Origin of the sequence: Crossiella sp. SN42 (assembly GCF_023897065.1) — a bacterium.
Lineage (GTDB): Bacteria > Actinomycetota > Actinomycetes > Mycobacteriales > Pseudonocardiaceae > Crossiella.
Genome location: NZ_JAMHIV010000021.1, coordinates 87736 through 111331 on the forward strand (window position 1 = coordinate 87736; position 23596 = coordinate 111331).

20 protein-coding genes are annotated in these 23596 nt (G+C 70.7%); 9 read left to right on the forward strand and 11 right to left on the reverse strand.

The window, feature by feature from the left end; all coding sequences use genetic code 11:
• Positions 1–3: 3 nt before the first annotated feature.
• Complete coding sequence (locus M8C13_RS25010; protein ID WP_252483119.1) at positions 4–351, reverse strand: hypothetical protein; 348 nt, start codon at positions 349–351, stop codon at positions 4–6.
• A gap of 182 nt (positions 352–533) precedes the next feature.
• On the opposite strand from M8C13_RS25010, the gene M8C13_RS25015 reads away from it, so the two are divergent.
• Positions 534–1856: an MFS transporter gene (locus M8C13_RS25015; protein ID WP_308202860.1), complete on the forward strand. Its 1323-nt coding sequence runs from the start codon at positions 534–536 to the stop codon at positions 1854–1856.
• Here the strand turns inward: M8C13_RS25015 and M8C13_RS25020 are convergent.
• Positions 1799–1939, reverse strand: a complete 141-nt coding sequence (locus tag M8C13_RS25020; RefSeq protein ID WP_252483120.1) for a hypothetical protein — start codon at positions 1937–1939, stop codon at positions 1799–1801. The genes M8C13_RS25015 and M8C13_RS25020 overlap by 58 nt on opposite strands.
• 102 nt (positions 1940–2041) lie before the next feature.
• On the opposite strand from M8C13_RS25020, the gene M8C13_RS25025 reads away from it, so the two are divergent.
• From M8C13_RS25025 to M8C13_RS25050, 6 genes are all read left to right on the forward strand, one after another.
• The gene (locus tag M8C13_RS25025; RefSeq protein WP_252483121.1) at positions 2042–2713 is read left to right on the forward strand and encodes an HAD family hydrolase; all 672 of its coding nucleotides are present in this window, start codon (positions 2042–2044) and stop codon (positions 2711–2713) included.
• 83 nt (positions 2714–2796) lie between these two features.
• Positions 2797–4188 carry a cysteine--tRNA ligase gene (gene cysS / locus M8C13_RS25030; protein ID WP_252483122.1) on the forward strand — a complete coding sequence of 464 codons (1392 nt, stop codon included), beginning with the start codon at positions 2797–2799 and terminating at the stop codon, positions 4186–4188.
• Between the two features lie 4 nt (positions 4189–4192).
• Positions 4193–5158: a 23S rRNA (guanosine(2251)-2'-O)-methyltransferase RlmB gene (gene rlmB / locus M8C13_RS25035; RefSeq protein WP_252483123.1), complete on the forward strand. Its 966-nt coding sequence runs from the start codon at positions 4193–4195 to the stop codon at positions 5156–5158.
• A 59-nt stretch (positions 5159–5217) separates the two neighbouring features.
• Positions 5218–6654 carry an MBOAT family protein gene (locus M8C13_RS25040; protein ID WP_252483124.1) on the forward strand — a complete coding sequence of 479 codons (1437 nt, stop codon included), beginning with the start codon at positions 5218–5220 and terminating at the stop codon, positions 6652–6654.
• 191 nt (positions 6655–6845) lie between these two features.
• Entirely contained in the window at positions 6846–8552 is a 1707-nt protein-coding gene (locus M8C13_RS25045; RefSeq protein WP_252483125.1) for a glycosyltransferase family 2 protein, read from the forward strand.
• Entirely contained in the window at positions 8552–11302 is a 2751-nt protein-coding gene (locus M8C13_RS25050) for an SGNH hydrolase domain-containing protein (protein ID WP_252483126.1), read from the forward strand. The genes M8C13_RS25045 and M8C13_RS25050 overlap by 1 nt, the downstream gene beginning before the upstream one ends.
• On the opposite strand, the gene M8C13_RS25055 is transcribed toward M8C13_RS25050, so the two are convergent.
• Both M8C13_RS25055 and M8C13_RS25060 read right to left on the reverse strand, forming a co-directional pair.
• Positions 11295–12776: a hypothetical protein gene (locus M8C13_RS25055; protein WP_252483127.1), complete on the reverse strand. Its 1482-nt coding sequence runs from the start codon at positions 12774–12776 to the stop codon at positions 11295–11297. The two genes, M8C13_RS25050 and M8C13_RS25055, sit on opposite strands and share 8 nt — an antisense overlap.
• A complete protein-coding gene (locus M8C13_RS25060) occupies positions 12754–13317 on the reverse strand; it encodes a GNAT family N-acetyltransferase (RefSeq protein WP_252483128.1) in 564 nt (187 codons plus the stop codon). The genes M8C13_RS25055 and M8C13_RS25060 overlap by 23 nt, the downstream gene beginning before the upstream one ends.
• Positions 13318–13415: 98 nt before the next feature.
• Between M8C13_RS25060 and M8C13_RS25065 the strand changes: the two genes are divergently transcribed.
• Together M8C13_RS25065 and M8C13_RS25070 are read left to right on the forward strand one after the other, a co-directional pair.
• Complete coding sequence (locus M8C13_RS25065) at positions 13416–14756, forward strand: hypothetical protein (protein ID WP_252483129.1); 1341 nt, start codon at positions 13416–13418, stop codon at positions 14754–14756.
• Between the two features lie 71 nt (positions 14757–14827).
• Entirely contained in the window at positions 14828–15997 is a 1170-nt protein-coding gene (locus M8C13_RS25070; RefSeq protein ID WP_252483130.1) for a lipase family protein, read from the forward strand.
• Here M8C13_RS25070 and M8C13_RS25075 read toward each other — a convergent pair.
• From M8C13_RS25075 to M8C13_RS25105, 7 genes are all read right to left on the reverse strand, one after another.
• Positions 15961–16830 (reverse strand): metal ABC transporter permease, encoded by an 870-nt coding sequence (locus M8C13_RS25075; RefSeq protein WP_252483131.1) that lies wholly within the window; start codon positions 16828–16830, stop codon positions 15961–15963. The two genes, M8C13_RS25070 and M8C13_RS25075, sit on opposite strands and share 37 nt — an antisense overlap.
• Positions 16827–17651 (reverse strand): metal ABC transporter ATP-binding protein, encoded by an 825-nt coding sequence (locus M8C13_RS25080; protein WP_252483132.1) that lies wholly within the window; start codon positions 17649–17651, stop codon positions 16827–16829. Before M8C13_RS25080 ends, M8C13_RS25075 begins: the two co-directional genes overlap by 4 nt.
• Positions 17648–18616: a metal ABC transporter solute-binding protein, Zn/Mn family gene (locus M8C13_RS25085; RefSeq protein WP_252483133.1), complete on the reverse strand. Its 969-nt coding sequence runs from the start codon at positions 18614–18616 to the stop codon at positions 17648–17650. Before M8C13_RS25085 ends, M8C13_RS25080 begins: the two co-directional genes overlap by 4 nt.
• 164 nt (positions 18617–18780) lie before the next feature.
• The gene (locus M8C13_RS25090; protein ID WP_252483134.1) at positions 18781–19890 is read right to left on the reverse strand and encodes an ABC transporter ATP-binding protein; all 1110 of its coding nucleotides are present in this window, start codon (positions 19888–19890) and stop codon (positions 18781–18783) included.
• Positions 19891–20012: 122 nt separating this feature from the next.
• On the reverse strand, positions 20013–20870 hold the full coding sequence (locus M8C13_RS25095; RefSeq protein WP_252483135.1) for a sugar ABC transporter permease: 858 nt from the start codon (positions 20868–20870) through the stop codon (positions 20013–20015).
• A 2-nt stretch (positions 20871–20872) separates the two neighbouring features.
• Positions 20873–21793, reverse strand: coding sequence for a carbohydrate ABC transporter permease (locus tag M8C13_RS25100; protein WP_374213139.1), 921 nt, complete (start codon positions 21791–21793; stop codon positions 20873–20875).
• A gap of 191 nt (positions 21794–21984) precedes the next feature.
• Entirely contained in the window at positions 21985–23244 is a 1260-nt protein-coding gene (locus M8C13_RS25105; RefSeq protein ID WP_252483136.1) for an extracellular solute-binding protein, read from the reverse strand.
• Between the last annotated feature and the right edge of the window lie 352 nt (positions 23245–23596).

Here is a 23596-nt window from a genome sequence, read left to right on the forward strand (position 1 = left end):
CGCCTAGCTGAAGACCACGGAGCGGAACTTCAGCCGGTCCGAGCCCCTGCCGCCATCGGGGCGCAGAGAGAAGTAGGAGTCACTGCCGCAGTTGTCGTCCTTGAAGACCACGGCGGTCGAGTCCGTGTCATTGCGCGGCCGGAACGCGTACGCGTCTTCCGCGTCGGCGACCTCCGGGATCGCGATGCACTCCCCGCTCGGCGGATCGATCAGCGAGCTCACCGCGACGTCGCCGTCCTCGTCGAGGTAGCGGTAGGTGAACTTGTCGTTGTCCGCGAAGGCGGTCCCGGGCAGGACCAGCATCAGCGCGGCGATACCGGCGAGCAGTGCGGTGGTGTTGCTGCGGCGCATGGCAACCAACTCCTTGCGGTAGTGGGATCTTTGCGGTCCAGGCTTCCCATGTGCCGGGCGGGCACGTCCGCGCTGGGCCACAGTCACTCACCCGAGGTAGCCAAACAACCGCATGGGGTGACCAGTGCCGACTGGTCGATCGAAGGATTGACGATCACCGGGCGGTGTCGCAGGCTGCCCGCGTGACCAGCTCAAACGGGATGACCCGGATCGCGGTGGCCAGCTTCATCGGCACCGCGATCGAGTTCTACGACTTCTACATCTACGGCACCGCGGCCGCGCTGGTGCTCAACTCGACCTTCTTCCCCGACCTGTCCCCGGTGGTGGGCACGCTGGCCGCGTTCTCCACCTTCGCGGTGGCCTTCATCGCGCGGCCGCTGGGGTCGCTGCTGTTCGGGCACTTCGGGGACCGGGTCGGGCGGAAGTCGATGCTGGTCGCCTCGCTGCTGACGATGGGGCTGGCCACGGTGGGGATCGGGTTGCTGCCGGGGGCGGCGCAGATCGGCATCCTGGCGCCGGTGTTGCTGGTGATCTTGCGGTTCCTGCAGGGGCTGGGGCTCGGCGGGGAGTGGGGCGGGGCCGCCTTGCTGGCCACCGAGCACGCGCCCAAGGGGAAGCGGGGCTGGTACGCGGCCTTCCCGCAGCTGGGGCCGTCGGTCGGGTTCTTCGCCGCCAGTGGGTCGTTCCTGCTGCTCTCGGCGGTGCTGGACGACGCGGCGTTCCGGGAGTGGGGCTGGCGGGTGCCGTTCCTGGCCTCGGCGGTGCTGGTGGTGGTCGGGCTGTTCGTGCGGTTGCGGATCGCCGAGACGCCGGTGTTCACCGAGCTGGTCGAGAAGCAGGAGCGGGCCTCGATGCCGCTGGTGGAGATGTTCCGGCAGGCGCCGAAGCGGCTGCTGCTGGGCGGCGGCGTGATCGTGGTCTGCTACGTGCTCTTCTACACCTCGACCACCTTCGTGCTCTCCTACGGCACCACCACGCTGGGGTACTCGCGCAACACCATGCTGATCCTCTCGATCATCACCATCTGGGCCCTCGCCGTGGGCACGATCGTGGCGTCCAGGGCCTCCGACGCCTATGGCCGCAAGCCGGTGCTGATCTTCGGCACGCTGTTCTCGGTGGTCGCCGGGCTGCTGCTGTTCCCGCTGCTGGGCAGCGGGAGTGTGGTCCTGGCCGGCGTGGCGCTGGCACTCGCACTGGGGGCCATGGGTCTGGTCTACGGTCCGCTCGGCGCGTTCCTGCCCGAGCTGTTCGACACCAGGTTCCGCTACTCCGCATCGTCCTTCGCCTACAACCTCGGTGGGGTGGCCGGCGGCGCGCTCGCGCCGACGGTGGCGGCCGCGCTGGCCGCGGACTACGGGCCGGGGGCGGTGGGGATCTACGTCGCGGCGGCCGCGGTGCTCAGCCTGCTGTGCGTGCTGGGACTGCCGGAGACCCGCGACGTCGAACTTCACCGGGTGAGCGGTTCGGCCACCGGGGCCGGCGGGGGCTCGGCGGCGGCCGGGTAGGCCAGGCTCGCGCCCGCGGCCAGCAGCGCGCCGAGAGCGAGGGCGAGCAGGTGCCTGGTCAGTCCTTTGTGGACAGTGTTCATCCGGTGGCCTCCTTGGTGTCGCTGGTGAGATCGGCACTGGTCGCTGTTCGTTTCGCCACGAAGGTGTGATCACGGTTCCGTCACTGGGTTAACGTCGGGCCCGTGACCATTCGCGGAGTGCTCTTCGACTTCTCCGGCACGTTGTTCCGCCTCGAACTGGGCGACGACTGGCTGGACGGCCTGATGGACGACGCCGCGGCCGCGGAGCTGCTGCGGCGGCTCACCGCGCCCACCGGGCGGCCGGACTGGCTGCCCGAGGACCTGCACGAGGCCTGGGAACAGCGCGACCTCGACCCCGACCTGCACCGCCAGGTGCACATCACCGCGCTGCGCAACATCGGCGCCTCCGACGAGGCGCTGGCCGGCAAGATCTACGACCGGCTGCTGGAGCCCTCGGGCTGGCGGCCCTACCCGGACACCGCCGCCGTGCTCGCCGAGCTGAAGGCGGCAGGCACGCCGGTCGGGGTGCTGAGCAACATCGCCTGGGACATCCGCGCGGTCTTCGCCGAGCACGGGGTGGCCGAACTGCCGGACACCTACGTCCTCTCCTATGTGGAGGGGCGGGTCAAGCCGGACCCCGAGCTGTTCCGCACCGCCTGCGCGCGGATCGGGCTGGACCCGGCCGAGGTGCTCATGGTCGGCGACAGCCAGGAGGCCGACGGCGGCGCGCTGGCCATCGGCTGCGCCTTCGCGCTGGTGCCGCCGCTGCCGACAGCCGAACGCCCGGACGCGCTGCGCTCGGCGCTGCGGGCACACGGCCTTCTTCCGGCGTAGGTCACACGGCCGAGCGGCGGAAACTGAAATCTCGGAGGGTGGGCTGGTCAATAGCACGCCCGCCGAACCCGTACCCTTGACGGGTGGCTCTGCGACTTCATGACACCGCTACCAGGAGCATGCGGGAATTCCACCCGCTCCGGTCTGGGGCTGCGTCGATCTACGTCTGTGGGGCCACCGTGCAGGGCGTGCCGCACATCGGGCACGTGCGCAGCGGGCTGAACTTCGACGTGCTGCGCCGCTGGCTGGCCCGCGACGGGGCCGACGTCACGCTGGTGCGCAACGTCACCGACATCGACGACAAGATCCTGGCCAAGGCCGCCGAGCACGGCAGGCCCTGGTGGGAGTGGGCGGCCACGCACGAGCGCGCCTTCATCTCCGCCTACGACGCGCTGGGCTGCCTGCCCGCCTCGGTCGAGCCGAGGGCCACCGGGCACGTGCCGCAGATGATCGAGCTGATGCAGCGGCTGATCGAGCGCGGCCACGCCTACGCCGCCGACGGCGACGTCTACTTCGCGGTCGCCTCCTACCCCGAGTACGGGGCGCTGTCCGGGCAGAAGCTGGACGAGGTGCAGCAGGGCGAGTCCGCGGCCACCGGCAAGCGGGACCCGCGCGACTTCACGCTGTGGAAGGCCGCCAAGCCCGGCGAGCCTTCCTGGCCGACGCCGTGGGGGCCTGGCCGTCCCGGCTGGCACCTGGAGTGCTCGGCCATGGTCACCGCCTACCTCGGGCCCCAGTTCGACATCCACGGCGGCGGGGTGGACCTGGTCTTCCCGCACCACGAGAACGAGCAGGCCCAGTCGCGGGCGGCCGGGGACGGCTTCGCCCAGTACTGGATGCACAACGCCTGGGTGACCATGAGCGGCGAGAAGATGTCGAAGTCGCTCGGCAACACGGTGACGATCCCGGAGATGCTGCAGCGGGTGCGCGCGCCCGAGCTGCGCTACTACCTGGTCACCCCGCACTACCGGTCCACCATCGAGTACTCCGAGCCCGCGCTGCACGACGCGGTGTCCGGGTACCGGCGGATCGAGGGCTTCCTGCGCCGGGTGGTGCAGCGCACCGGCTCGGTCTGCGCGGAGGGGCTGACCGGGGAGTTCGTCGCCGCGATGGACGAGGACCTGGCCACCCCCGCGGCCATCGCCGCGGTGCACACCAGCGTGCGCGACGGCAATGCCGCGCTGGATGCCGGTGAGGACGACAAGGCAAGGGAGATCGCCGCCTCGGTGCGCGCGATGACCGGCCTGCTCGGCCTCGACCCGCTGTCGGAGCGGTGGGAGGTCGCGTCCACTGTGGACGAAGGCTCCCGCGCCGCGCTGACCTCGCTGGTCGAGGGACTGTTGGAAGAGCGGCAGAAGGCCCGCGCGAACAAGGACTTCGCCACGGCGGACCTGTTGCGCGACCGCCTGCTCGCGGCCGGAGTGGCGGTAGAGGACACCGCCTCCGGTCCACTATGGACATTGAAGGACTGCTGAGGAAATGGCCGGTAACTCCAGGCGCAAAGGTGCCATGCGCAATCCTGGCACCAAGAAGGGCGCCGTGGTCGGCTCCGGTGGCCAGCGGAAGAAGGGCTTGCAGGGCAAGGGCCCCACGCCCAAGGCCACCGAGCGGGCGCACCACCCGGCCGCCCGCAAGGCCGCCGCGGCCACCAAGGCCGAGCAGGCCAGGGCCCGCCGCAAGGGCGAGGCGACCAACTCCGAGTACGTGGCCGGGCGCAACCCGGTGGTGGAGTGCCTGCGCGCGGGCGTGCCGGCCACCGCGCTGTACGTGGCGCTGGGCATCGACACCGACGAGCGGGTGACCGAGGCGGTGCGGATGGCCGCCGACCGGGGCGTCTCGGTGCTGGAGGTCTCCCGGCCGGAGCTGGACAAGCTCACCGGCGGCGCGATGCACCAGGGCCTGTCCCTGCAGGTGCCGCCGTTCAGCTACAGCCACCCCGACGACCTGCTGGAGATCGGCCGCAACTCCGGCCAGCCGCCGCTGCTGGTGGCCCTGGACGGGGTGACCGACCCGCGCAACCTGGGTGCGGTGATCCGCTCCGCGGCCGCCTTCGGCGCGCACGGCGTGGTGGTGCCGCAGCGGCGCAGCGCGAGCATGACCGCGGTGGCCTGGCGGACCAGCGCGGGCACCGCGGCCCGGCTGCCGGTGGCCATCGCCACCAACCTCAACCGCACGCTCAAGGACTGGGCCAGCGCCGGGCTGATGGTGGTCGGCCTGGACGCCGACGCCAGCATGAGCATCGACGAGCTGGAACTGGCCACCGGTCCGCTGGTGGTCGTGGTCGGCTCCGAGGGCCGGGGCCTGTCCCAGCTGGTGAAGAAGCACTGCGACGCCACCATCGGCATCCCGATGGCGCCGGGGGTGGACTCGCTGAACGCCTCGGTGGCCGCCGGGGTGGTGCTGGCCGAGGTCGCGCGCCGCCGCCGGGTGGCTAGCCGGATCTGACCATCCGGACCTGGTTGCTCCGATAGGGTCAGCGGGCTGGACCGTGACCCGAGGTAGAGATGTCCTTCGTCAGCCCGCTGTTCCTGTGGTACTTCATGCCGCTCACCCTGGCGGCACTGCTCGTGCTGCCCAGGACCTGGCGCAACGGTGTGATCGCGGTCGCCAGCCTGGTCTTCTACGCCACCGGGGCCGGCGGGTCCACGCTGCTGCTGCTGACCTGCATCGTGGTCAACTTCCTGGCCGGGCCGCACCTGGAGCCCAAGCAGTTCGAGCCGGCGCCGGTGGCCAAGCGGCGCAGGCAGCTGCTGATCGGCGTGATCTGCTTCGACGTGGCGATCCTGCTGGTGTGGAAGTACCTCGGCTTCGCCACCGAGCAGCTGGACGCGATCGCCGGGCTGTTCGGCGGCGACTTCCCGGTCACCCACCTGGCGCTGGTGATCGGCATCTCCTTCTTCACCTTCCACCACATCTCCTACGTGGTGGACATCTACCGGGGTGAGCGGCCCGCGCTGCGCAACCCGGTCTCCTTCGTCACCTACATCGCGATGTTCCCGCAGCTGGCCGCGGGCCCGATCGTGCGCTACCGGGAGATCTCCGACCAGCTCCCGCAGCTGCGCTCGCACCGGCTGGACGACATCGCCAGCGGCTTCCCGCGCTTCGCCCTCGGCCTGACCAAGAAGGTCGTGATCGCGGACTCGCTGGCGCCGATGGTGGACGCCTGCTTCGCCACCCCGCCGGACAAGATGACCTTCGCGGTGGCCTGGCTGGGCGCGCTCGGCTTCACCCTCCAGCTGTACTTCGACTTCTCCGGCTACTCCGACATGGCCATCGGCCTGGGCCGCATGCTCGGCTTCCGGCTGCCGGAGAACTTCGCCCGCCCGTACTCCTCGGTGACCGTGACCGAGTTCTGGCGCCGCTGGCACATGTCGCTGTCCCGCTGGTTCCGCGACTACGTCTACATCCCGCTGGGCGGCAACCGGCACGGCACCGGCAAGACCTACCGCAACCTGGCCATCGTGTTCGTGCTGACCGGTTTCTGGCACGGCGCGAACTGGACCTACCTGGTGTGGGGCATCTACCACGGCGTGCTGCTGGTGATCGAGCGCGCCCGCCGCTGGGACCGCCCGCCGGCCACCACCGGGTCCTACCTCGGCCGTCGCGCGCTGACCCTGCTGCTGGTGATCATCGGCTGGGTGTTCTTCAAGTCGAGCACCCTGGGCAACGCCTTCGCCATGCTGGGCAACATGTTCCTGCCCGACTTCGCCGGGCTGACCGACAGCGTCGCGGCCGCGTTGACCAACCAGCGCCTGATCCTGCTGCTGCTCGCGCTGCTGATCATCTTCCTGCCCGCCCAGCCGGCCGGCCCGTACCTGGAGTCGGTCCGCACGCCCCCGGCCACCGCGCTGCGGATGACCGTGATGACCGTCGGCCTGGCCTACTCCGCGATCCTGGTCGCCACCGGCACCTTCTCCCCGTTCCTGTACTACCAGTTCTGAGCAGGCGTGAGCGGGAACACCGCGCGCTGTCCGGATCCGGCCCGTTACTTGCGCTGATTGGGTGAGTGCAGGTCAGAGCCCTGGTGACCTCTGCCACGGGCAACGTTGGCACCTGTGCTGAATCGTTCAATGGTCTATACCATTCGGCGCTGGGTCCTACTGGATCCGCCGCCGTCGCCTCGGAAGTGACCATGTCGCAGAGCACCCTCGCGCCCGTTCCCCCAGTCGCCGATCCCCTGCCCGATCCCCTCGCGCACCTGCCGCGGCCGCCTGGTGACGAGGAGGTGTACTGGTACTTCGGGCCGCAGCGGCGCTGGGTGCTGGTGGTCTCCTCGTTGTCGTTCGTGTTCACCGCGGTCACCCTGTTCCAGTTCTCCGCCCGCACGCCGTGGCTGTGGGTGTTCCTGCTGGTGCTCGCGCTCAACGTGGTCGGCATCCTGATGTCGTTGCTGGACAACAGGTATCCGCGCCGGGTGACCAGGGAGCAGCACGACCTGCTGGTGCGGGTGTGGCGGCCGGAGGTGCTGCCCAGCGTGGACGTGTTCCTGCCGACCTGTGGTGAACCGCTCGCGGTGCTGCGCAACGCCTATGCGCACGTGGCGCGGCTGGGCTGGGACGGGCGGTTGCGGATCTGGGTGCTGGACGACGGGGCGCGGGCCGAGGTGCGGGAGCTGGCCGGGGAGTTCGGGTTCGACTACCTGGTGCGGCCGGATCGCGGGCACCTGAAGAAGGCCGGGAACCTCAACCACGCGCTGACCGTCTCCGGCGGTGCGCTGATCGTCATCCTGGACGCGGACTTCTGCCCGCGGCCGGACATGCTGGTGCACCTGGCGCCCTACTTCGAGGACCCTGGCGTCGGGATCGTGCAGACGCCGCAGTGCTTCGCCACCGACGCCTCGATGAACTGGCTGCAGCGGGCCGCCGGCGCGGCGCAGGAGTGGTTCTTCCGCTGGATCCAGCCGTCCAGGGACGCCAATGACGCGGCGATCTGCTGTGGCAGCAACGCGATGTACCGGCGGGAGGCGATCGAGCGGATCGGCGGGTTCGCCAAGCTGGACCACAGCGAGGACATGTACACCGGGCTGGCGCTGCTCGGGCGCGGCTACCGCACCCAGTACCTGCCGCTGTTGCTGGCCAAGGGGATGTCGCCGGACACCGTGCCCGCCTTCGTCAGCCAGCAGTACCGCTGGGCGATGGGCAACCTGCACCTGCTGACCGCGCCCGAGGTGGTCCGGGTCGGGGCTGGGCACCGGTTGTTGCTGTCGTACTGGAACGGCGTGGTGAGCTACCTGCTGGCCGCGGTGAACGTCTTCGCCGCGCCGCTGCCGCCGTTGCTGATGCTGCTGTTCGCGCCTGCGGAGGTGCGGCCGTGGCAGATGCTGCCGTTCCTGCTGCCGGTGTGGACCTGGCTGGTGCTGATCCCCGCGGTGTCCCGCACCCGGTGGAGCATGCAGGTGATCCGGGCGCACCAGCTGGTCGGGTTCGCCAGCGCGGCCGCGGTCTGGCACACGCTGCGCGGGCGCGGCGCGAACTGGGTGCCGACCGGGGTCAGCCAAGGGCGAGGTGGGCTGGCGCGGAAGGTGAGCCTGCTCGCGGTCGGCTGGCTCGGGGTGACCACGCTGGCGGGCTGGATCGCCTTTGGCGCAGGGGTTTACGCGCACGGGATCGCGAACTACTGGGCGCTGGCCGGGTACCTGCTGGTGCAGGGCTACCTGAGCGTGCCGCTGCTGCTCGACCTGGCGAACTCGTTGTGGCGGCAGGAGAAACGCGAGATCGGGGCCGGGAACCGGTGGGCGGCCACGGCCGCGCGGCGGAGCTGGCCCGAGCTGCTCGCGATCACGGTGGCGCTGGGCGTGCTCGGCCTGCTCGCCTCCGGGCTGGTGGACGGGATCCTGTGATGCCGGACTACCGCCCCGGCCGCCGGGCCGACATCGAGGGCCTGCGCGCGGTGGCCGTGCTGACCGTGCTGGGTTTCCACGCTGGCGTGCCGCTGTTCGGCGGCGGGTTCGTCGGCGTGGACGTCTTCTTCGTCATCTCCGGGTTCCTGATCACCGGGCTGCTGCTCGGCGACCTGGCCAGCACGGGGACCTTCTCGCTCAAGGAGTTCTACGCCCGGCGGGCCCGGCGCATCCTGCCCTCGGCCGGGGTGGTGCTGGTGGTGGTCGCCTTCCTCAGCTGGCTGCTGCTGCCGCCGTTGCGGGCCAAGGACATCGCCTACGACGTGCTCGCCGGCGCGCTGAACGTGGCGAACTGGCGGTTCGTGGCCAACCAGACCGACTACCTGGCCGCGGCCCGCGACCACTCGCCGGTGCTGCACTTCTGGTCGCTGGGCGTGGAGGAGCAGTTCTACCTGGTGTGGGCGCCGCTGTTGCTCGGCATCGCGGTGCTGGCCCGCAAGCTGGGCCGCCCGGTGGTGCCGCTGGTCGCCGCGGTGGTGGCGCTGCTGAGCATCGGCTCGCTGCTGCTTTCGATGCGCTGGACGGCGAGCTCGGAACCGTTGGCCTACCTGGGTTCGCCGACCAGGGCCTGGGAGTTCGGGCTCGGCGCGCTGGCCGCGGTCGCCGCGCCCTGGCTGCGGCTGCCGGTGGCGGCGCGCTGGGTGCTCGGCTGGCTGGGCGCGGCCGCGATCGGCTGGTCCACCGTGGTGTTCAGCTCGGCGACCGCGTTCCCCGGCGCGGTCGCGCTGGTGCCGGTGCTCGGCACGGTGGCGGTGATCCTGGCTCCCGGCAAGGGTTTCGCCGGTTTCCTGAGCACCGGGCCGATGCGCGCGATGGGGCAGCTGTCCTTCGCCTGGTACCTGTGGCACTGGCCGGTGCTGGTCTTCGCCGAGGCGGTCTTCGGGCAGCTGGCCTGGCCGGTGAAGCTGGCGCTGGTGCTCGGCGCGGCCGCGCCTGCCTGGCTGACCGCACGGCTGGTGGAGCGACCGGTGCGGTTCTCCCGGACCATCTCCGCGCTGCCGGTGCGCGGGCTGGCCATCGGCGTGACCGCGGTGCTGCTGCCGGTGGCCGCCGGGCTGGTGACCGGCAGCGCGGCCCAGCGGATGATGGGCGGCGGGGTCACCGAGCTGTCCGCGACCCTGCCACTGGCCGCCGCGGACGGCCCCGACCTGCTCACCAGCCCCGCCCCCGGCCTCACCCCGCCGGTGGACCGGGCGCGGGCGGACCTGCCGCCGGTGCCGGGCTGCGAGCTGTTCCCGGCCGAGCTGACCGGGCCGGAGTGCGTCTTCGGCGATCCGGCCGCCGAGCAGGTGCTGCTGCTCGGGGACTCCCATGCCAGCCAGTGGTTCCCGGCCGTGCGGCAGCTGGCGCAGCGGCGCGGGTGGGCGGTGCGGGTGCGGGTCAAGCAGGGCTGTCCGCTGCCCGACCTGACCGTGTACAACCCGACCCTGGGCCGGGCCTACACCGAGTGCGACAGCTGGCGGCGGGACACCCTGGCCCAGGTGGCCGGCACCAAGCCGAAGCTGGTGTTCCTCGCCTCGCTCAACCAGTACACCGCGGATGAGCAGCTGCTCAAGGCGGCCTGGGCGCGCAGCCTGGACCGGCTGGCCGCCACCGGCGCGCCGCTGGTGTACCTGCGGGACACCCCGTTGCCGGGCAAGGACATCCCGGCCTGCGTGTCCGAGGACCCGGCCGCCTGCGGCTTCCCGCGCGAGCAGGCGCTGCGGCCCGATCCACTGGCCGGACAGCCCGGTCTGTCCACAGTGGACATGAACCCGGTGCTGTGCCCCGGCGAGACCTGTCCGGCGGTGCGGCAGGGGGTGTTGCTCTACCGGGACGACTCGCACCTGACGAACACCGCGGCCGCGCTGCTCGGTCGCCGGATGGAGAAAACCCTTGAGCGCCAAGGACTGCTGCCGCCGGTGTGGCAGCAGGTGTTCCGGGAGGACTTCGACGGCCCGGACGGCGCTCGGCCCGATGAGCGGCGCTGGCAGCACGCCACCGGCACCTGCTACCCGGGCTGTCCGGCGCCGCGGTGGGGCACCGACGAGATCGAGACCATGACCGACTCCATCGACAACGTGCGGCAGAACGGCAAGGGACAGCTGGCCATCACGCCGATCCGCACCGGGGCCGGGTGGACCTCGGGCCGCCTGGAGTCGCGGAGCACCGACTTCCGCGCGCCGGCCGGCGGGGTGCTGCGGGTGGCGGCCTCGATCAAGCTGCCCGAGGTCGGCCAGGCCGACGGCGCGGGGTACTGGCCCGCGTTCTGGTTGCTCGGCGACGCGGTGCGGCGCGACGGCAGTGGCTGGCCCGCGGCGGGGGAGATCGACGTGGTGGAGTCGCTCAACGGCCGCGAGTCGGTGTTCGGCACCTTCCACTGCGGCACCGCCACTGGTGGCCCCTGTCAGGAGCCGGTCGGACTGGGCAGCGGCGAGCAGGCCTGCGCGGGCTGTCAGCGGGAGTTCCGCGAGTACGCGGTGGAGCTGGACCAGGGCAAAGGCGAGATCCGCTGGTACCTGGACGGGAAGCAGACCTTCGCCCTCGGCCGGGACAAGGTGGGGGAGCAGGTCTGGCGGCAGGCCACCGACCACGGCTTCTTCCTGATCCTCAACGTGGCCATCGGCGGCCGCCTGGCCGGGGACCCCAACGGCTCCACCGCCTCCGGACGGCCGATGCTGGTGGACTCGGTGACCGTCTCGGTCAGCTGAGCGCGTCCCAGCGGGCCGTCAGCGACCTGATGGCCCGCCGGGCTCGCGCCGGAGTGATCTGCTCGGGCAGCCCGACGGTCAGCTTGGCCGCGGACTCGGCCAGCCCCCGGTGGTCGGCGGTGGCGAGCAGGCGGGCCAGGTCGATCCGTTGCAGCAGCTTCTTGGTGATCGGGCGCTTGGCGTCCCAGAACACCAGCGCGGACAACAGGGTCGCGGTGGTCGGGCCGCGCAGCAGCGCGGTGAGCACCGCGGCCTCGGCCAGGTCGGCGCTGGAGAGGAAGTAGCAGGTGTCGTCCAGGGTGACCGGCCTGCCGTCGATCGGGGCCAGCAGCCGGAACTCGGCCTTCTTGTACATGCCGGAGACGGCGACCTTGTACGGCGCGAAGGTGTAGTCGCCGATGCCGAACACGCTGAACCGGGGCCGGGCGCGGTAGATCGCGGAGCGGCGGCCGTCCAGCGCCGCCGCGTGTTCCTGGAGGTAGGCCCACAGCTCCGGTGCGGTCCCGGCCAGCTCGGTGGTGTCCTGGCCGAGGCGGCGCTGCGGCAGCACCAGCCTGCGCCGCGCGGTGGTGGTGTTGCCGTGGAACAGGTCCGAGCTCTTCAGCAACGGGTAGAGGTGTTCTTCCTCGATCCGGGCCTGGGTGTCCGCGGGCAGCTCCATCACCGCGGTGGCGTCGTGCTTGACGCCCTGCCGCCATTCCAGCGGCGCGGAACCGTCCGCCTCGGCGGTGCGGGTGTAGGCCGCCACATCGGCCACCAGCTTGCCGCCGACCAGGCCGAAGTGCCGGGAAGGTGTTGCCGCTTCCAAGGATTCGTAGAGCGCGCAGGTGTACTCGCCGACCGTCTGTCCAATGTGGACGGTGAGCAGGCCGGCGTCCACGTTGGCCCCGAACCAGCGGTGCGAGTCGATCAGCCGCAGGGTGGCCCCGGCCAGCGGAATGCCGTGCTCGGCGCAGAAACCGAGCAGGTTGCGGGCCACCTGGGTCTTGCACAGCATGGCGATGGTCGGCCGGTGCCCGCGCAGCTCGATGAGCAGCTTCTGCCAGATGTACTCGGCCACGTCGAAGTTGGACTCGCCGGTGCGGGCGGCCATGCCGGGCCGGTTGCGCACGTTGGACTTCACCGGCACGTTCGCCGAGCCGAACCGGGTCAGGTCGGCCATGGTCACCCACGGCGGGTTGCCCAGCACCAGCAGCTCGCCCTCGGCCGCCCACGGCAGGTCCGCGCCGAGGTCGAGGCCGAACACGCACTGCTGCCGGACCTCGCCGTGCGCGGCGGCCAGCTCCGCGTGCGCGGGCTGGATCTCCACCCCGATCCGTTGCGGCACACCGAGTTCGGCCGCGGCCTGGAGGAAGGCGCCAGTGCCGCAGGTCGGTTCCAGCACCTTGCGGTAGTCCCGCGGTGGCAGGGTCGCCACCACCGCGCGGGCCAGGTTCAGCGGGGTCTGGAAGTCACCGAACTCGTTGTTGGGCACTGAGGGTCCGCCATTCGTGGTCAAGCAGACCGTAGTGCACGTCGTCGGCGAACCCGTCCCCTTCCCACCACGCCTCGCGGTGCCGCCCCTCCTCGGTGAAACCGGCCGCCAGCGCCGCCTTCTGCATCGGCACGTTCCGCGCCCCGGTGACCAGCCGGACGCGGTGCAGTCCGAGCACGTAGAAGGCGTAGTGGCAGAGCACCTTGAGCGCGTCGATGGACAGGCCCTTGCCCCGGAAGGACTCGCGCAGCCCGATGCCGATCTCGCCGTTGCGGTGGTGGTAGTCGATGTCCCAGAGCGTGATCGACCCGGCCAGCTCGCCCTCGTGCTCGATGGCGAAGGTGGCCGACTTGGGCAGCGGCTTGGAGTGGTGGGCGTCCACCGGCTCCCAGCCCTCCAGCACCGTCTCCAGCGGCACCGGGAACCAGGGCACGGACGAGCTGAGCATGAAGCCGGACACGTCCGCGCGCTGCTCGGCGTAGAGCACCGCGGCGTCGTCCTTGGTGCAGGGCCTGAGCAGGATCTTCTCCCCGTGCAGCATGGCGCGAGGCTAGCCCCGACGCCTGTCGGCTGCCTCTCATTTTTCGCCGCCGGGCAGATCGGTGAACACGGTCCGCCCGATCCGGTTACCGTGGTCGGGTGAGCGTCCAGGGCGACCCGCGGCACCGGGTGCAGTTGCCGAGCGTGCACGAGGCGCTGCTGCCCCGTGAGCACTCGCTGCACCGGCCGCGGCACGGCCACCGCCAGCGCACCGCGCTGACCGCGGCCGGGATCTTCTTCCTGACCCCGCTGCTGGTCTGGACGCTGGGCGCGCGGCCCGCGGCGTTCGAGAACCGGCCGCTGGCGGCCTTCCCCAGCCTGAGCGACGGCTGGGGCTTCTTCACCGGCCTGTCCCAGTGGGCCACCGACCACCTGGTGTTCCGCCAGGACGCGGTGCGCGCGGCGGACGGCATCAGCGAGGGCCTTTTCGGCGAGCCCGCCCCGCTGGACCGTGGCCAGCAGCCGCAGGGCCCGGTGCCGGGCAACCAGACCACCTCCCCGCAGCCCCAGCCGCAGCTGCCCAACCAGCCGGTCCCGGTGGACCAGCAGTCCGTGCTGCCCGGGTTCACCAAGGTCATCCAGGGCAAGGACGACTGGCTGTTCTTCGGCATGGACATGCAGGCCAAGTGCCGCCCGGACAAGTCGCTCAACCAGGTGCTGGACCAGGTGCGCAAGCTGCGCGGGGTGGTGGAGTCCTCCGGGCGGGCCTTCCTGCTGATGGTCCCGCCGGACAAGAGCACCATGGAGCCCGGGTTCCTGCCGGACAGCTACGGCGGCAAGGACTGCGCCCCGGCCGTCGGCACCGAGTTCTGGAACCGGTTCGCCGCCGAGCCCGGCGTGCTGGACCTGCGCCCGATCCTGAACGAGACCAAGCAGCGGCTGGGCCGCCCGGTCTACCACAAGGACGACACGCACTGGAGCGATGAGGGCGCGGTCTCCGCGGTGCGCTCGCTCAGCGAACGGCTCAACCCCGGGGTGACCAAGCCCTGGTCGATCTCGCTGAGCGTGCCCTACTCCAACCCCGGCGACCTGGCGCTGATGTCCGGCAAGCAGGGCAAGGTGACCGGGTTCCGCTACGAGATCCGCCCGGATGGCCAGGAGAACCGGGTCAAGCCGCTGGACAGCAAGTTCACCGAGCCGGAGCAGATCACCTCCAAGGAGATCCCCGGCGTGGTCGGCGGCCGGGTGATGCTCTTCGGCGACTCGTTCCTGGAGTCCACCGGCCGGTACCTGCACGCCGCGCTGTCCAACTTCACCGCCTACCACTACGGCCACGCGGTCAAGGACCCGGTCCGCTCGGGCAAGCTGGCCGTGGACAACGACGTGGTGGTCTTCGAGGCGGTCGAGCGCAACCTGACCAGCGGCACCGCGGGCTTCCTCGGCAACGAGTTCATCGACGCCTTCGGCCGCGAGCTGGCGGCGAAACCCCGGCCGAGGTAGGGGAAACTCCCTCGCCGGTTCGGGGGTCTGGCCCTGGTGTGGCCGCCGCCGATCCCCGGCAGGCTGACCGCATGAAGATCACTGGGGTGAAGACGGCGGCCGCGGCCGGCCTGGCCGCGTTGCTGGCGGCGCTGCCGCTGACCGCGCTGGCCAAGACGGAGTCCGGCCGGGGCACGCTGGTCTCGGCTGAGTCGGTGGGCTCGGTCGAGGCCAAGGACATGCCGGACTACCTGGCCAAGGGCGAGATGTCCTCGCCGCTGGCCACCCGCGCGGTGGACGGGTTCAAGATCGAGTACCGGACGGTGGACGCGCTCGGGAAGCCGACCACGGCGACCGGGCTGGTCGCGGCGCCCAGGGCGCCGCAGCGGCGGCTGAGCGCGGTCACCTGGCTGCACGGCACCCAGGTGTACCGGGGCGACCAGCCCTCGGTGCGCCCGGACGGCACCGACCGGCGGGCCGCCTACCTGTTCGCCTCGGCCGGGAAGCTGGCCGTGGCGCCGGACTACCTCGGCCTGGGCGGCGGACCGGGCTTCCACCCGTACATGCACAACGACTCGCTGGTCACCGCCGCCGCCGACGCGGTGCGCGCGGCCACCGCCCTGGTGCGGCGGCAGGGCGTCACGGTGGACCGGCGGCTGCTGGTGAGCGGGTTCTCCCAGGGCGGCAACGGCGCGATGGCGCTGGGCAAGGCCCTGCAGCAGGGCCGGGAGCCGGGGCTGGGGCTGCGCGCGATCGCGGCGATCAGCGGCCCGTACGACTTCACCACCGCGGTGGCCGACGCGGTGGCCGGCCGGCCCGTCAACGCGGTGGCCTACCTCGGCTACGCGGTGACCTCCTGGCAGCGGCTGCACCACCTCTACGACGACCCGGCGAAGGTCTTCCGGCAGCCGGAGCTGGCCCCGCTCTTCGACGGGCACACGCCCAACCAGGAGCTGTTCCGGCGGCTGCCGCGCACGGTGGGGGAGTTCTTCACCCCGGAGTTCCTGGACCGGCTGACCAACCCGGACCCGGTGCTCAAGGCGTTGTGGGCCAAGGAGAGCACCAGCTGCCAGTGGCGGCCGAGGGTGCCGGTGAAGCTGTTCGCGGCCAACGGTGACGAGGACGTGCCCTTCCACAACAGCCAGACCTGCGCGAAGCAGAGCGGGGCGCCGCTGACCGACCTGGGCAAGGTCTCGCACAACACCAGCGCCAAGCTGGCCGCGGTTCAGGCGGTGGCGGACTTCGCCCGGTTCAGCCGGTAACCGCCGACCCCCCGGCAGATGAGGTAGATCAGGAAGGACAGCGCGGTGATGAACGCGCTGACCGGGACCCCGGGGGCCAGTGACAGCAGGATGCCGCCGATCGCCGCGACCTCGGCGAAGACCACCGAGAGCAGGATCGCCAGGCCGGGCCGGGCGGTGACCCTGGCGGCGGCCGCGCCCGGCGTCACCATCAGCGCCAGCACCAGCAGCGCGCCGACGGTCTGCACGCCCAGCGCGGTCGCCACGCCGACGAGCACCGCGAACAGCGGGGTCAGCAGCCGCACCGGGACACCCCTGGCGGCCGCGACCTGCTCGTCGGCGCTGGCGAACAGCAGCGGCCGGTAGATCAGCGCGAAGGCCAGCAGCACCACCGCGGCGGTGACCGCGAACAGGGCCAGCTCGCCCGAGTCCACGGTCACGATCTGCCCGATCAGCAGGCTGAACTTGTTGTTGGTGCGAATGGGGTTCACCGCGAGCAGCAGCACGCCGAGGCCCAGTCCGAAGGAGAGCACCGCGCCGATCACCGAGTCCCGCTCGGTGTCCTTCTGCCCGAGCAGCCCCAGCATCAGCGCCGCCACCACCGAGCCGAGCAGCGCCCCGGTGCCCACGCTGAAGCCGAGCAGCAGGGCCGCGGCCGCGCCGGTGAAGGCCAGCTCGGCGGTGCCGTGCACGGCGAAGGACATCTTGCGCGCCACCACCATCGGCGCCAGCACCCCGGACACCAGGCCCAGGACCAGCCCGGTGAGCAGGGCGTTCTGCACGAAGTCCTCGCCGAGCAGGGCTGCCGTGGCCTGGAAGTCGAACAGCTTGGCGAAGAACGCCTCCAGGCTCATCGCAGCTCCTCCGCGGGCTCCCGCACGTGGTGGCAGTCGGCCGGGGTGGTCTCGGCGTCCGCGCCGACCACCACGATCCGGTCCCGCAGCCGCAGCACCTCGACCCTGGTCCGGTACAGCTCGCTGAGCGTCTCGGTGGTCATCACCTCGGCGGGCGGGCCGATCCGGAACCGGCCGTCCACCAGGTAGAGCACCCGGTCCACCTGGTCCAGCACCGGGTTGATCTCGTGCGTGACGAACAGCACCGCCGCGCCGGTCTGCCTGGCCCGCTCGCCGATCAGCGAGCTGACCACCCGCTGGTGGGCCAGGTCCAGCGACAGCAGTGGCTCGTCGCAGAGCAGCACCGCGGGCTCGCCGACCAGCGCCTGGGCCACCCGCAGCCGCTGCTGCTCGCCGCCGGAGAGCAGGCCGACCGGGGCCTTGGCGTAGCCCGAGGCGCCGACCGAGGCCAGCGCGGCGTCGATCCGGCGCGCCCGCCCGGCCCGCCCGCGCAGCGCGAACGGGCCCCAGCGGTGCCCGTCCAGGCCCAGTCCGACCAGGTCCCGGCCGCGCAGGGCGAGCGAGGTGTCCACCGCGCGCTGCTGCGGGATGTAGCCGATCCGGGTGCTGCCGCCGCGCACCGGCTCGCCGCCGACCTCGGCGGTGCCGCCGGTGAGCGCCTTCATGCCCAGCAGCACCCGCAGCAGGCTGGTCTTGCCGGAACCGTTGGGGCCCAGCACGGCCAGGAACTCACCCGGCGCCACGTCCAGGTCCAGCCCGTCCCAGAGCACCCGGTCGCCGAAGGCGAGCCGGGCGCCGCGGAGGCGGACCGCCGGCGTCACTGCTTCAGCGCCGCGGCCAGCTTGTCGATCTGCTCGCCCATCCACTGGGGGTAGTCCTTGCCCTCGGGGAGCGTCTCGGTCAGCTCGACGACCGGGACGTTCGCCTTGACCGCGTTCTCCTTGACCTGCTTGGTGACCGGTGACTCGGTCTGCGGGTTGTACACCAGCACCCGCGCGGTCCGCTCGGTGATCAGCTTCTGGATCTCCGCGATCGCGGCGGCGGGCGGGTCGTTCTCCTCCTCCACGGCCTTGCTGAACTGGGCCGGAGTCACATCGGCCAGCCCGGCCTCCTCGAGCAGGTAGTGCGCGATCGGCTCGGTGGCCGCGACCTTGACGCCCTTGTGCGCCTGCTTGACCGCGTCCACCTTCTGCTCCAGCGCGTCGATCTTGGCGGTGAACGCCTGCGCGTTGGCGGTGAACTTGTCCTTCTGGTCGGCCTTCAGCTCGCCGAGCTTGGCCGCGACCGCCTTGGCCACGTCCTCGACCAGGTCCAGGTCGTACCAGAGGTGCTCGTTGGCGTGCTCCTCGCCTGCGTGCTCGTCGCGCTCGCCCTCGGCGGGCTTGGGCTCGTCGGTGTGCGTGCCGGCGATCTTCATCGCCTCCACCACCGGCTTGTCCGCGGCGTCCTTGAGCATATTCGGCACGAAGTCGTCGTAGTGGCCGCCGTTGAACACCACCAGCGCCGCCCCGCGCACGGTGGCCGCGTCGGCCGCGGAGGACTCGTAGGAGTGCGGGTCCCCGGTGGCGCCGACGATCGCCTTGACCGAGACCGCGTCCCCGCCGACCGCGCGGGCCACGTCGGCCCACACGTTGGTGGAGGCCACCACGGACAGCTTGCCGTCCGCGGTCGGACTGGGGCTGCCGCTGTTGCCGGCGGGCGTGCCGCCACCGCAGGCGGTCAGGGCGAGCGCGGCCGCGGTGAGGGCGGCGACCGCACCCATCGGCCGGATGTAACGCGGAGTCATCGGATCCTCCTCCGAACGGGGTGGCTGCACTCGTAAGAATGGAAACCGTTGTCGAGTTCAGCCTAACCCGCCGGACCGCGTGCCACCCTCCGGGCGTGACTCATAAGCGGAACGGCGTGGTCACGAATGCATCGCGACCACGCCGTTCGGCGGAAAAAACCAGGTCAGACGGTGGTCGCCGTGATGCGGTCACCGGTCTCCGGGTGGAACAGGTGCACCTCGCCGTGGTCCCGCAGGCCGACCTTGACGGTCTGGCCCAGCGCCGGAGGCGTACGGCCGTCAACACGCACGGTGAACCGCTCCGGGCGGTCGCCGATGCGCACGCTGCCGTAGAGGATCGCGTCCGCGCCGAGCTCCTCGACCAGCTCGACCACCATGCTCATGCCGTCGTCCTCGGAGGAGACCAGCCGGAGCGACTCGGGCCGGACGCCGAAGGTGACCTCGGACAGACCGGCGGAGCCGACCTTGTCCAGCACGTTCCGCGGCAGCGGCACCTCGAAGCCGTCGATCTGGGCGCCGCTGCTGGTCAGCGGCACGGTCTTGAGGTTCATCGCGGGCGAGCCGATGAAGCCGGCCACGAAGGCGTTGGCCGGGGTCTCGTACAGCGCGCGCGGGGTGTCGCACTGCTGGAGCAGACCGTCCTTGAGCACCGCGACCCGGTGGCCCATGGTCATCGCTTCGACCTGGTCGTGGGTCACGTAGATGGTGGTGGTGCCCAGCCGCTGCTGGAGGGTGGCGATGTTCGCGCGGGTCTCCACGCGAAGCTTGGCGTCCAGGTTGGACAGCGGCTCGTCCATCAGGAAGACGCTGGGCTCGCGGACGATCGCGCGACCCATCGCGACGCGCTGGCGCTGGCCACCGGAAAGCGCTTTCGGCTTACGCTCGAGGTACTTCTCCAGGTCCAGCATCTTCGCCGCCTCAAGGACTTTCTCCTTGATCTGCGGCTTCGGCACGCCGCGGAGCTTGAGCGCGAAGCCCATGTTCTCCCCGACGGTCATGTGCGGGTAGAGCGCGTAGGACTGGAACACCATGGCGATGTCCCGACCCTTCGGCGGCACGTTGGTGACGTCCTTGCCGCCGATCTGGATCGCGCCCTCGTCGACGTCCTCCAGTCCGGCCAGCATGCGCAGCGCGGTGGACTTGCCCGAACCGGAGGGGCCCACGAGCACGAGGAACTCGCCATCGGCAATGTCCAGCTGGAGCTGGTCCACAGCTCGCACCGGCGGCGTGCCCGCGTAGACCCGCGAGGCGTTGACGTAGGCGACCTCGGCCATGTGTGGTCCCTTTCGAAGTGATGCAGGTGACGCCAAAATAGCTGGTGAGCGGTCTCACGTCAGCCCCCTGGGCGACACTGATTGGTAAAGAACTCAGACAGTGGCGGCCGCCGCTGCCCGGGTCAGCCCTTCACCGCGCCCGCGGCGAGCCCGGTCACCAGGAAGCGTTGCACCAGGTAGAAGACGATGACCGCGGGGATCGCGACCAGAATCGATGCAGCTGCCAGGTGGCCCCACTCCGTGCGGTTCTGCTGCACAAAAACCTGGAGCCCGACCGCCAGCGTCTTGTTCTCGTCAGCCGCGGACAGGAAGGCCGAGGCGAAGGCGACCTCGCCCCAGGCGGTGAGGAAGGCGTAGAAAGCGGTCACCGCCAAGCCCGGCCGGGCCAGCGGCAGCACCAGTCGCCAGAACACGCCGAAGTGGGACAGCCCGTCGATCCGCCCGGCCTCGTCGATGTCGGCCGGGATGGTGTCGAAGTAGCTCTTGAGCATGTAGGCGCAGAACGGGATCGCGGTGGTGCAGTAGATCAGCACCAGGCCGAAGCTGCTGCCCTGCAGGCCCAGGCTGAGCATGATGTTGTACAGCGGCACGATCAGCACCGCGAACGGGAACATCTGGATGATCAGGAAGCTCAGCATCGCCGGGCGGTAGCCGGGGAAGCGGAACCGGCTGACCGCGTAGCCGGTGGTGGCGGACAGGAACACCGCGATCACCGTGGTCAGCAGGGCGATCAGCACCGAGTTGCCGAACCAGGCCAGGAAGTCGCCCTTGGCGCCGGAGAGCACGTCGGTGTAGTTGCCCGCGGTGAACTCGTTGATCAGCTTCGGGGTCGGCTCCACCGCGCGGGAGTCCGGTTTGAACGAGGTGACCAGCACCCAGAACACCGGGAACACCGCGATCACCGAGGCCACCACGAGCGTGGCGTGCAGTCCGAAACTGGCCAGTGGAGAACGCTGGTCGCGCTTCAGCTTGGTCGACATCCTCACCACACCTCGCCCTGCTTGCGCAGCGCCCTGCGATAGCCGGAGGCGAACACCAGCAGCAGCGACAGGATCAGCACGCCGTAGGTCGAGGCGATCGCGTAGTCCCGGGAGGCGCCCGAGAAGAACCGCTCGAAGGCGTAGATGACCAGGATGCGGGTGTTCGGGTTGATCCCGCCGGTGACCAGGTAGATCACCGCGAACATGTTGAAGGTCCAGATGGTGCCCAGCAGCACCACGGTGCTGGACACCGAGCGCAGGCCGGGCAGGGTGATGTTGCGGAAGCGCTGCCAGGCGGAGGCGCCGTCGATCTCGGCCGCCTCGTACAGCTCGCCAGGGATGGACTGCAGGCCGCCGAGCAGGGCCACCATCATGAACGGCACGCCCAGCCAGATGTTGACGATGATCACCGCGACCAGCGCCAGGTCGGACTGGCCCAGCCACACCGGCTGCGGCAGCCCGATCGAGCCGAGCAGCTGGTTGATGATCCCGTACTGCGCGTTGAACATGTACTTCCAGGCGAACGCGCTGATGAACGCGGGCACCGCCCAGGGCAGGATCAGCAGCACCCGGTACAGCCCGCGCCCGGCGATCCGCCGGTTGAGCAGCACCGCCAGGCCCAGGCCGATCACGTAGTGGAAGAACACGCTGGCGAAGGTCCAGACCAGCGTGCGCACCAGCACGGCCCAGAAGTTCCCGTAGGAGGGGTCCCCGGAGAGCACGTTGAGGTAGTTGGTCAGCCCGACCCACTCATAGGTGGCCGGCCGGTCCAGGATCGGGTTGGCGATCGTGGCTTCGTTGATGTTGGTGAAGCTGTAGTAGACGCCCTGCACCAGCGGCAGCAGGACGAGCACTCCGATCACCACCACGACCGGCAGCACCATCGCGTAGGCGTACCAGTGCCTGGCGAAGAAGTTCCGCACGACTACTTCTCTCTCCCCGAGGACAGGAGTGGTCGGCTCGGGACCTGCACCAGGTCTCGACCGTCCCACGACACGACCGGCGGCGTTGCCGGAACACCCGAGTACGCCCTGTACTAGGGCGTCCCGGCGCCTTGCCGGTCGCGCCGTGGAACGGCCGATACCAGGCACAGGCCCCGAGCCGACCACTCAGCTCAGCTGTAGTCCTTGACGACCTGGTCCTTGTAGGTCTTGGCCACCTCGTCCAGGGCCGCCTTGGCCGTCTTCTTGCCGGAGAGCACGTCCGCGTAAGCGATCTTCAGCGGGTCGAACAGCTCACCGCCCTGCGGGATCCACGGGCGCGGGTGCGCCTTCTGCACCACCGGGGTGAAGCCCGCGACCACCGGCTGCGCCTTGACCTCGGCCGACTCGTAGGCCGACTTGCGGGTGGGCAGCAGGCCCAGCTCCTTGGCGATGGTCACCTGGGAGGCGGTGCTGGACATGCACTGCACCAGCTTGATCGCGTTGTCCTTGGCCTTGCTGCCCTGGCGCACCACGTAGTCGTGCCCGCCGACCGGGGAGCTGGAGCCCGCCGAGCCCGCCGGGACCGGCGCGATGCCCAGGTTGGCCGGGTCCTTGAAGGCGTCGCCCTTGAGCAGGTCCACCGCGGCCCACGGGCCGTCGATGACCATGGCCACGCCGCCGGTGGAGAAGGCGGCCTTCATGTTGGTGTTGGAGTTGGTCGGGTCCTGCGCGGTCTGCGCCGCCTTGGCGTCCAGCAGGCCCTTCGCGGTCTCCAGGCCCTTCACCGACTCCGGCGAGTTGACCAGGATCTTCTTGTTCGCGGTGTCCACCAGGTCACCGCCCTGGCCGTAGATGAAGGGCAGCGCGTAGTAGCCGTCGTTGTTGATGAACAGCGCCTTCTCGCCCAGCTTGGCGCCGGCGGCCTTGACCTGGTCCCAGGTGGCCGGCACCGCGACCCCGGCGTCGGCCAGCGCCTTCTTGTTGTAGTAGAGCGCCAGCGTGTCGGTGACCTGCGGGACGCCGTAGGTCTTGCCGTTGTACTTGGTCGAGCCCAGCGGGACTTCCAGGAAGTCGGCGGTGTCCTTGCCCAGCGCGGTGTCGGTCAGGTCGACCACCAGGCCGTTGTGCGCCAGCTCCGGCACCCAGGCCACCTCGGCCCGGAACACGTCCGCGCCCTGGCCGCCCTGTGCGCTGGTCTTGAAGTTGCTGCGGGCCTGGTCGAAGGCCACCGTCTCCACCGAGACCTGGTAGCCGTCCTTGCTCGCGCAGCCCTCCGCGATCTTCTTGAACACGGGGGACTCGTTGGGACCGCTGGTGTCCCAGTAGACGACCTTGCTGGAGTCGCCGGTCCCGCCACCACCACCGCAGGCGGTGAGGGCCAGCGCGCCGGCCAGGCCGAGGGTGGCGGCCTTGGCGAGCTTCGAAACCTGTCCTCGGGAAGTGCGTCGCATCGTTGCTGTCGTTCCCTCCGGTACCCGCTGCATCTTTGCAAGCTTTTGCGTTGAGGCTGACGCGGATTTCATACCCAATGCCCGGGTTTGGTCAAGGTCTACCGCGTAACCAAGCCGTAACGGGGGCTGGTAACGGCTCCAGTTGGCCTAGTGGTTCGGCTTGGGGACTGTGCCTGGTATCGGCCGTGCCACGGCGCGTCCGGCAAGGCGCCGGGGCACCCTCGTACTGGGCGTACGGGGGTGTCCCGGCAACGCCGCCGGTCGCGTCGTGGGGCGGTCGAGACCAGGTGCAGGCCCCAAGCCGAGCCACTTCGATTGCAAAAACTTGCTGTACGCGGCAGGCTGTCGGCTC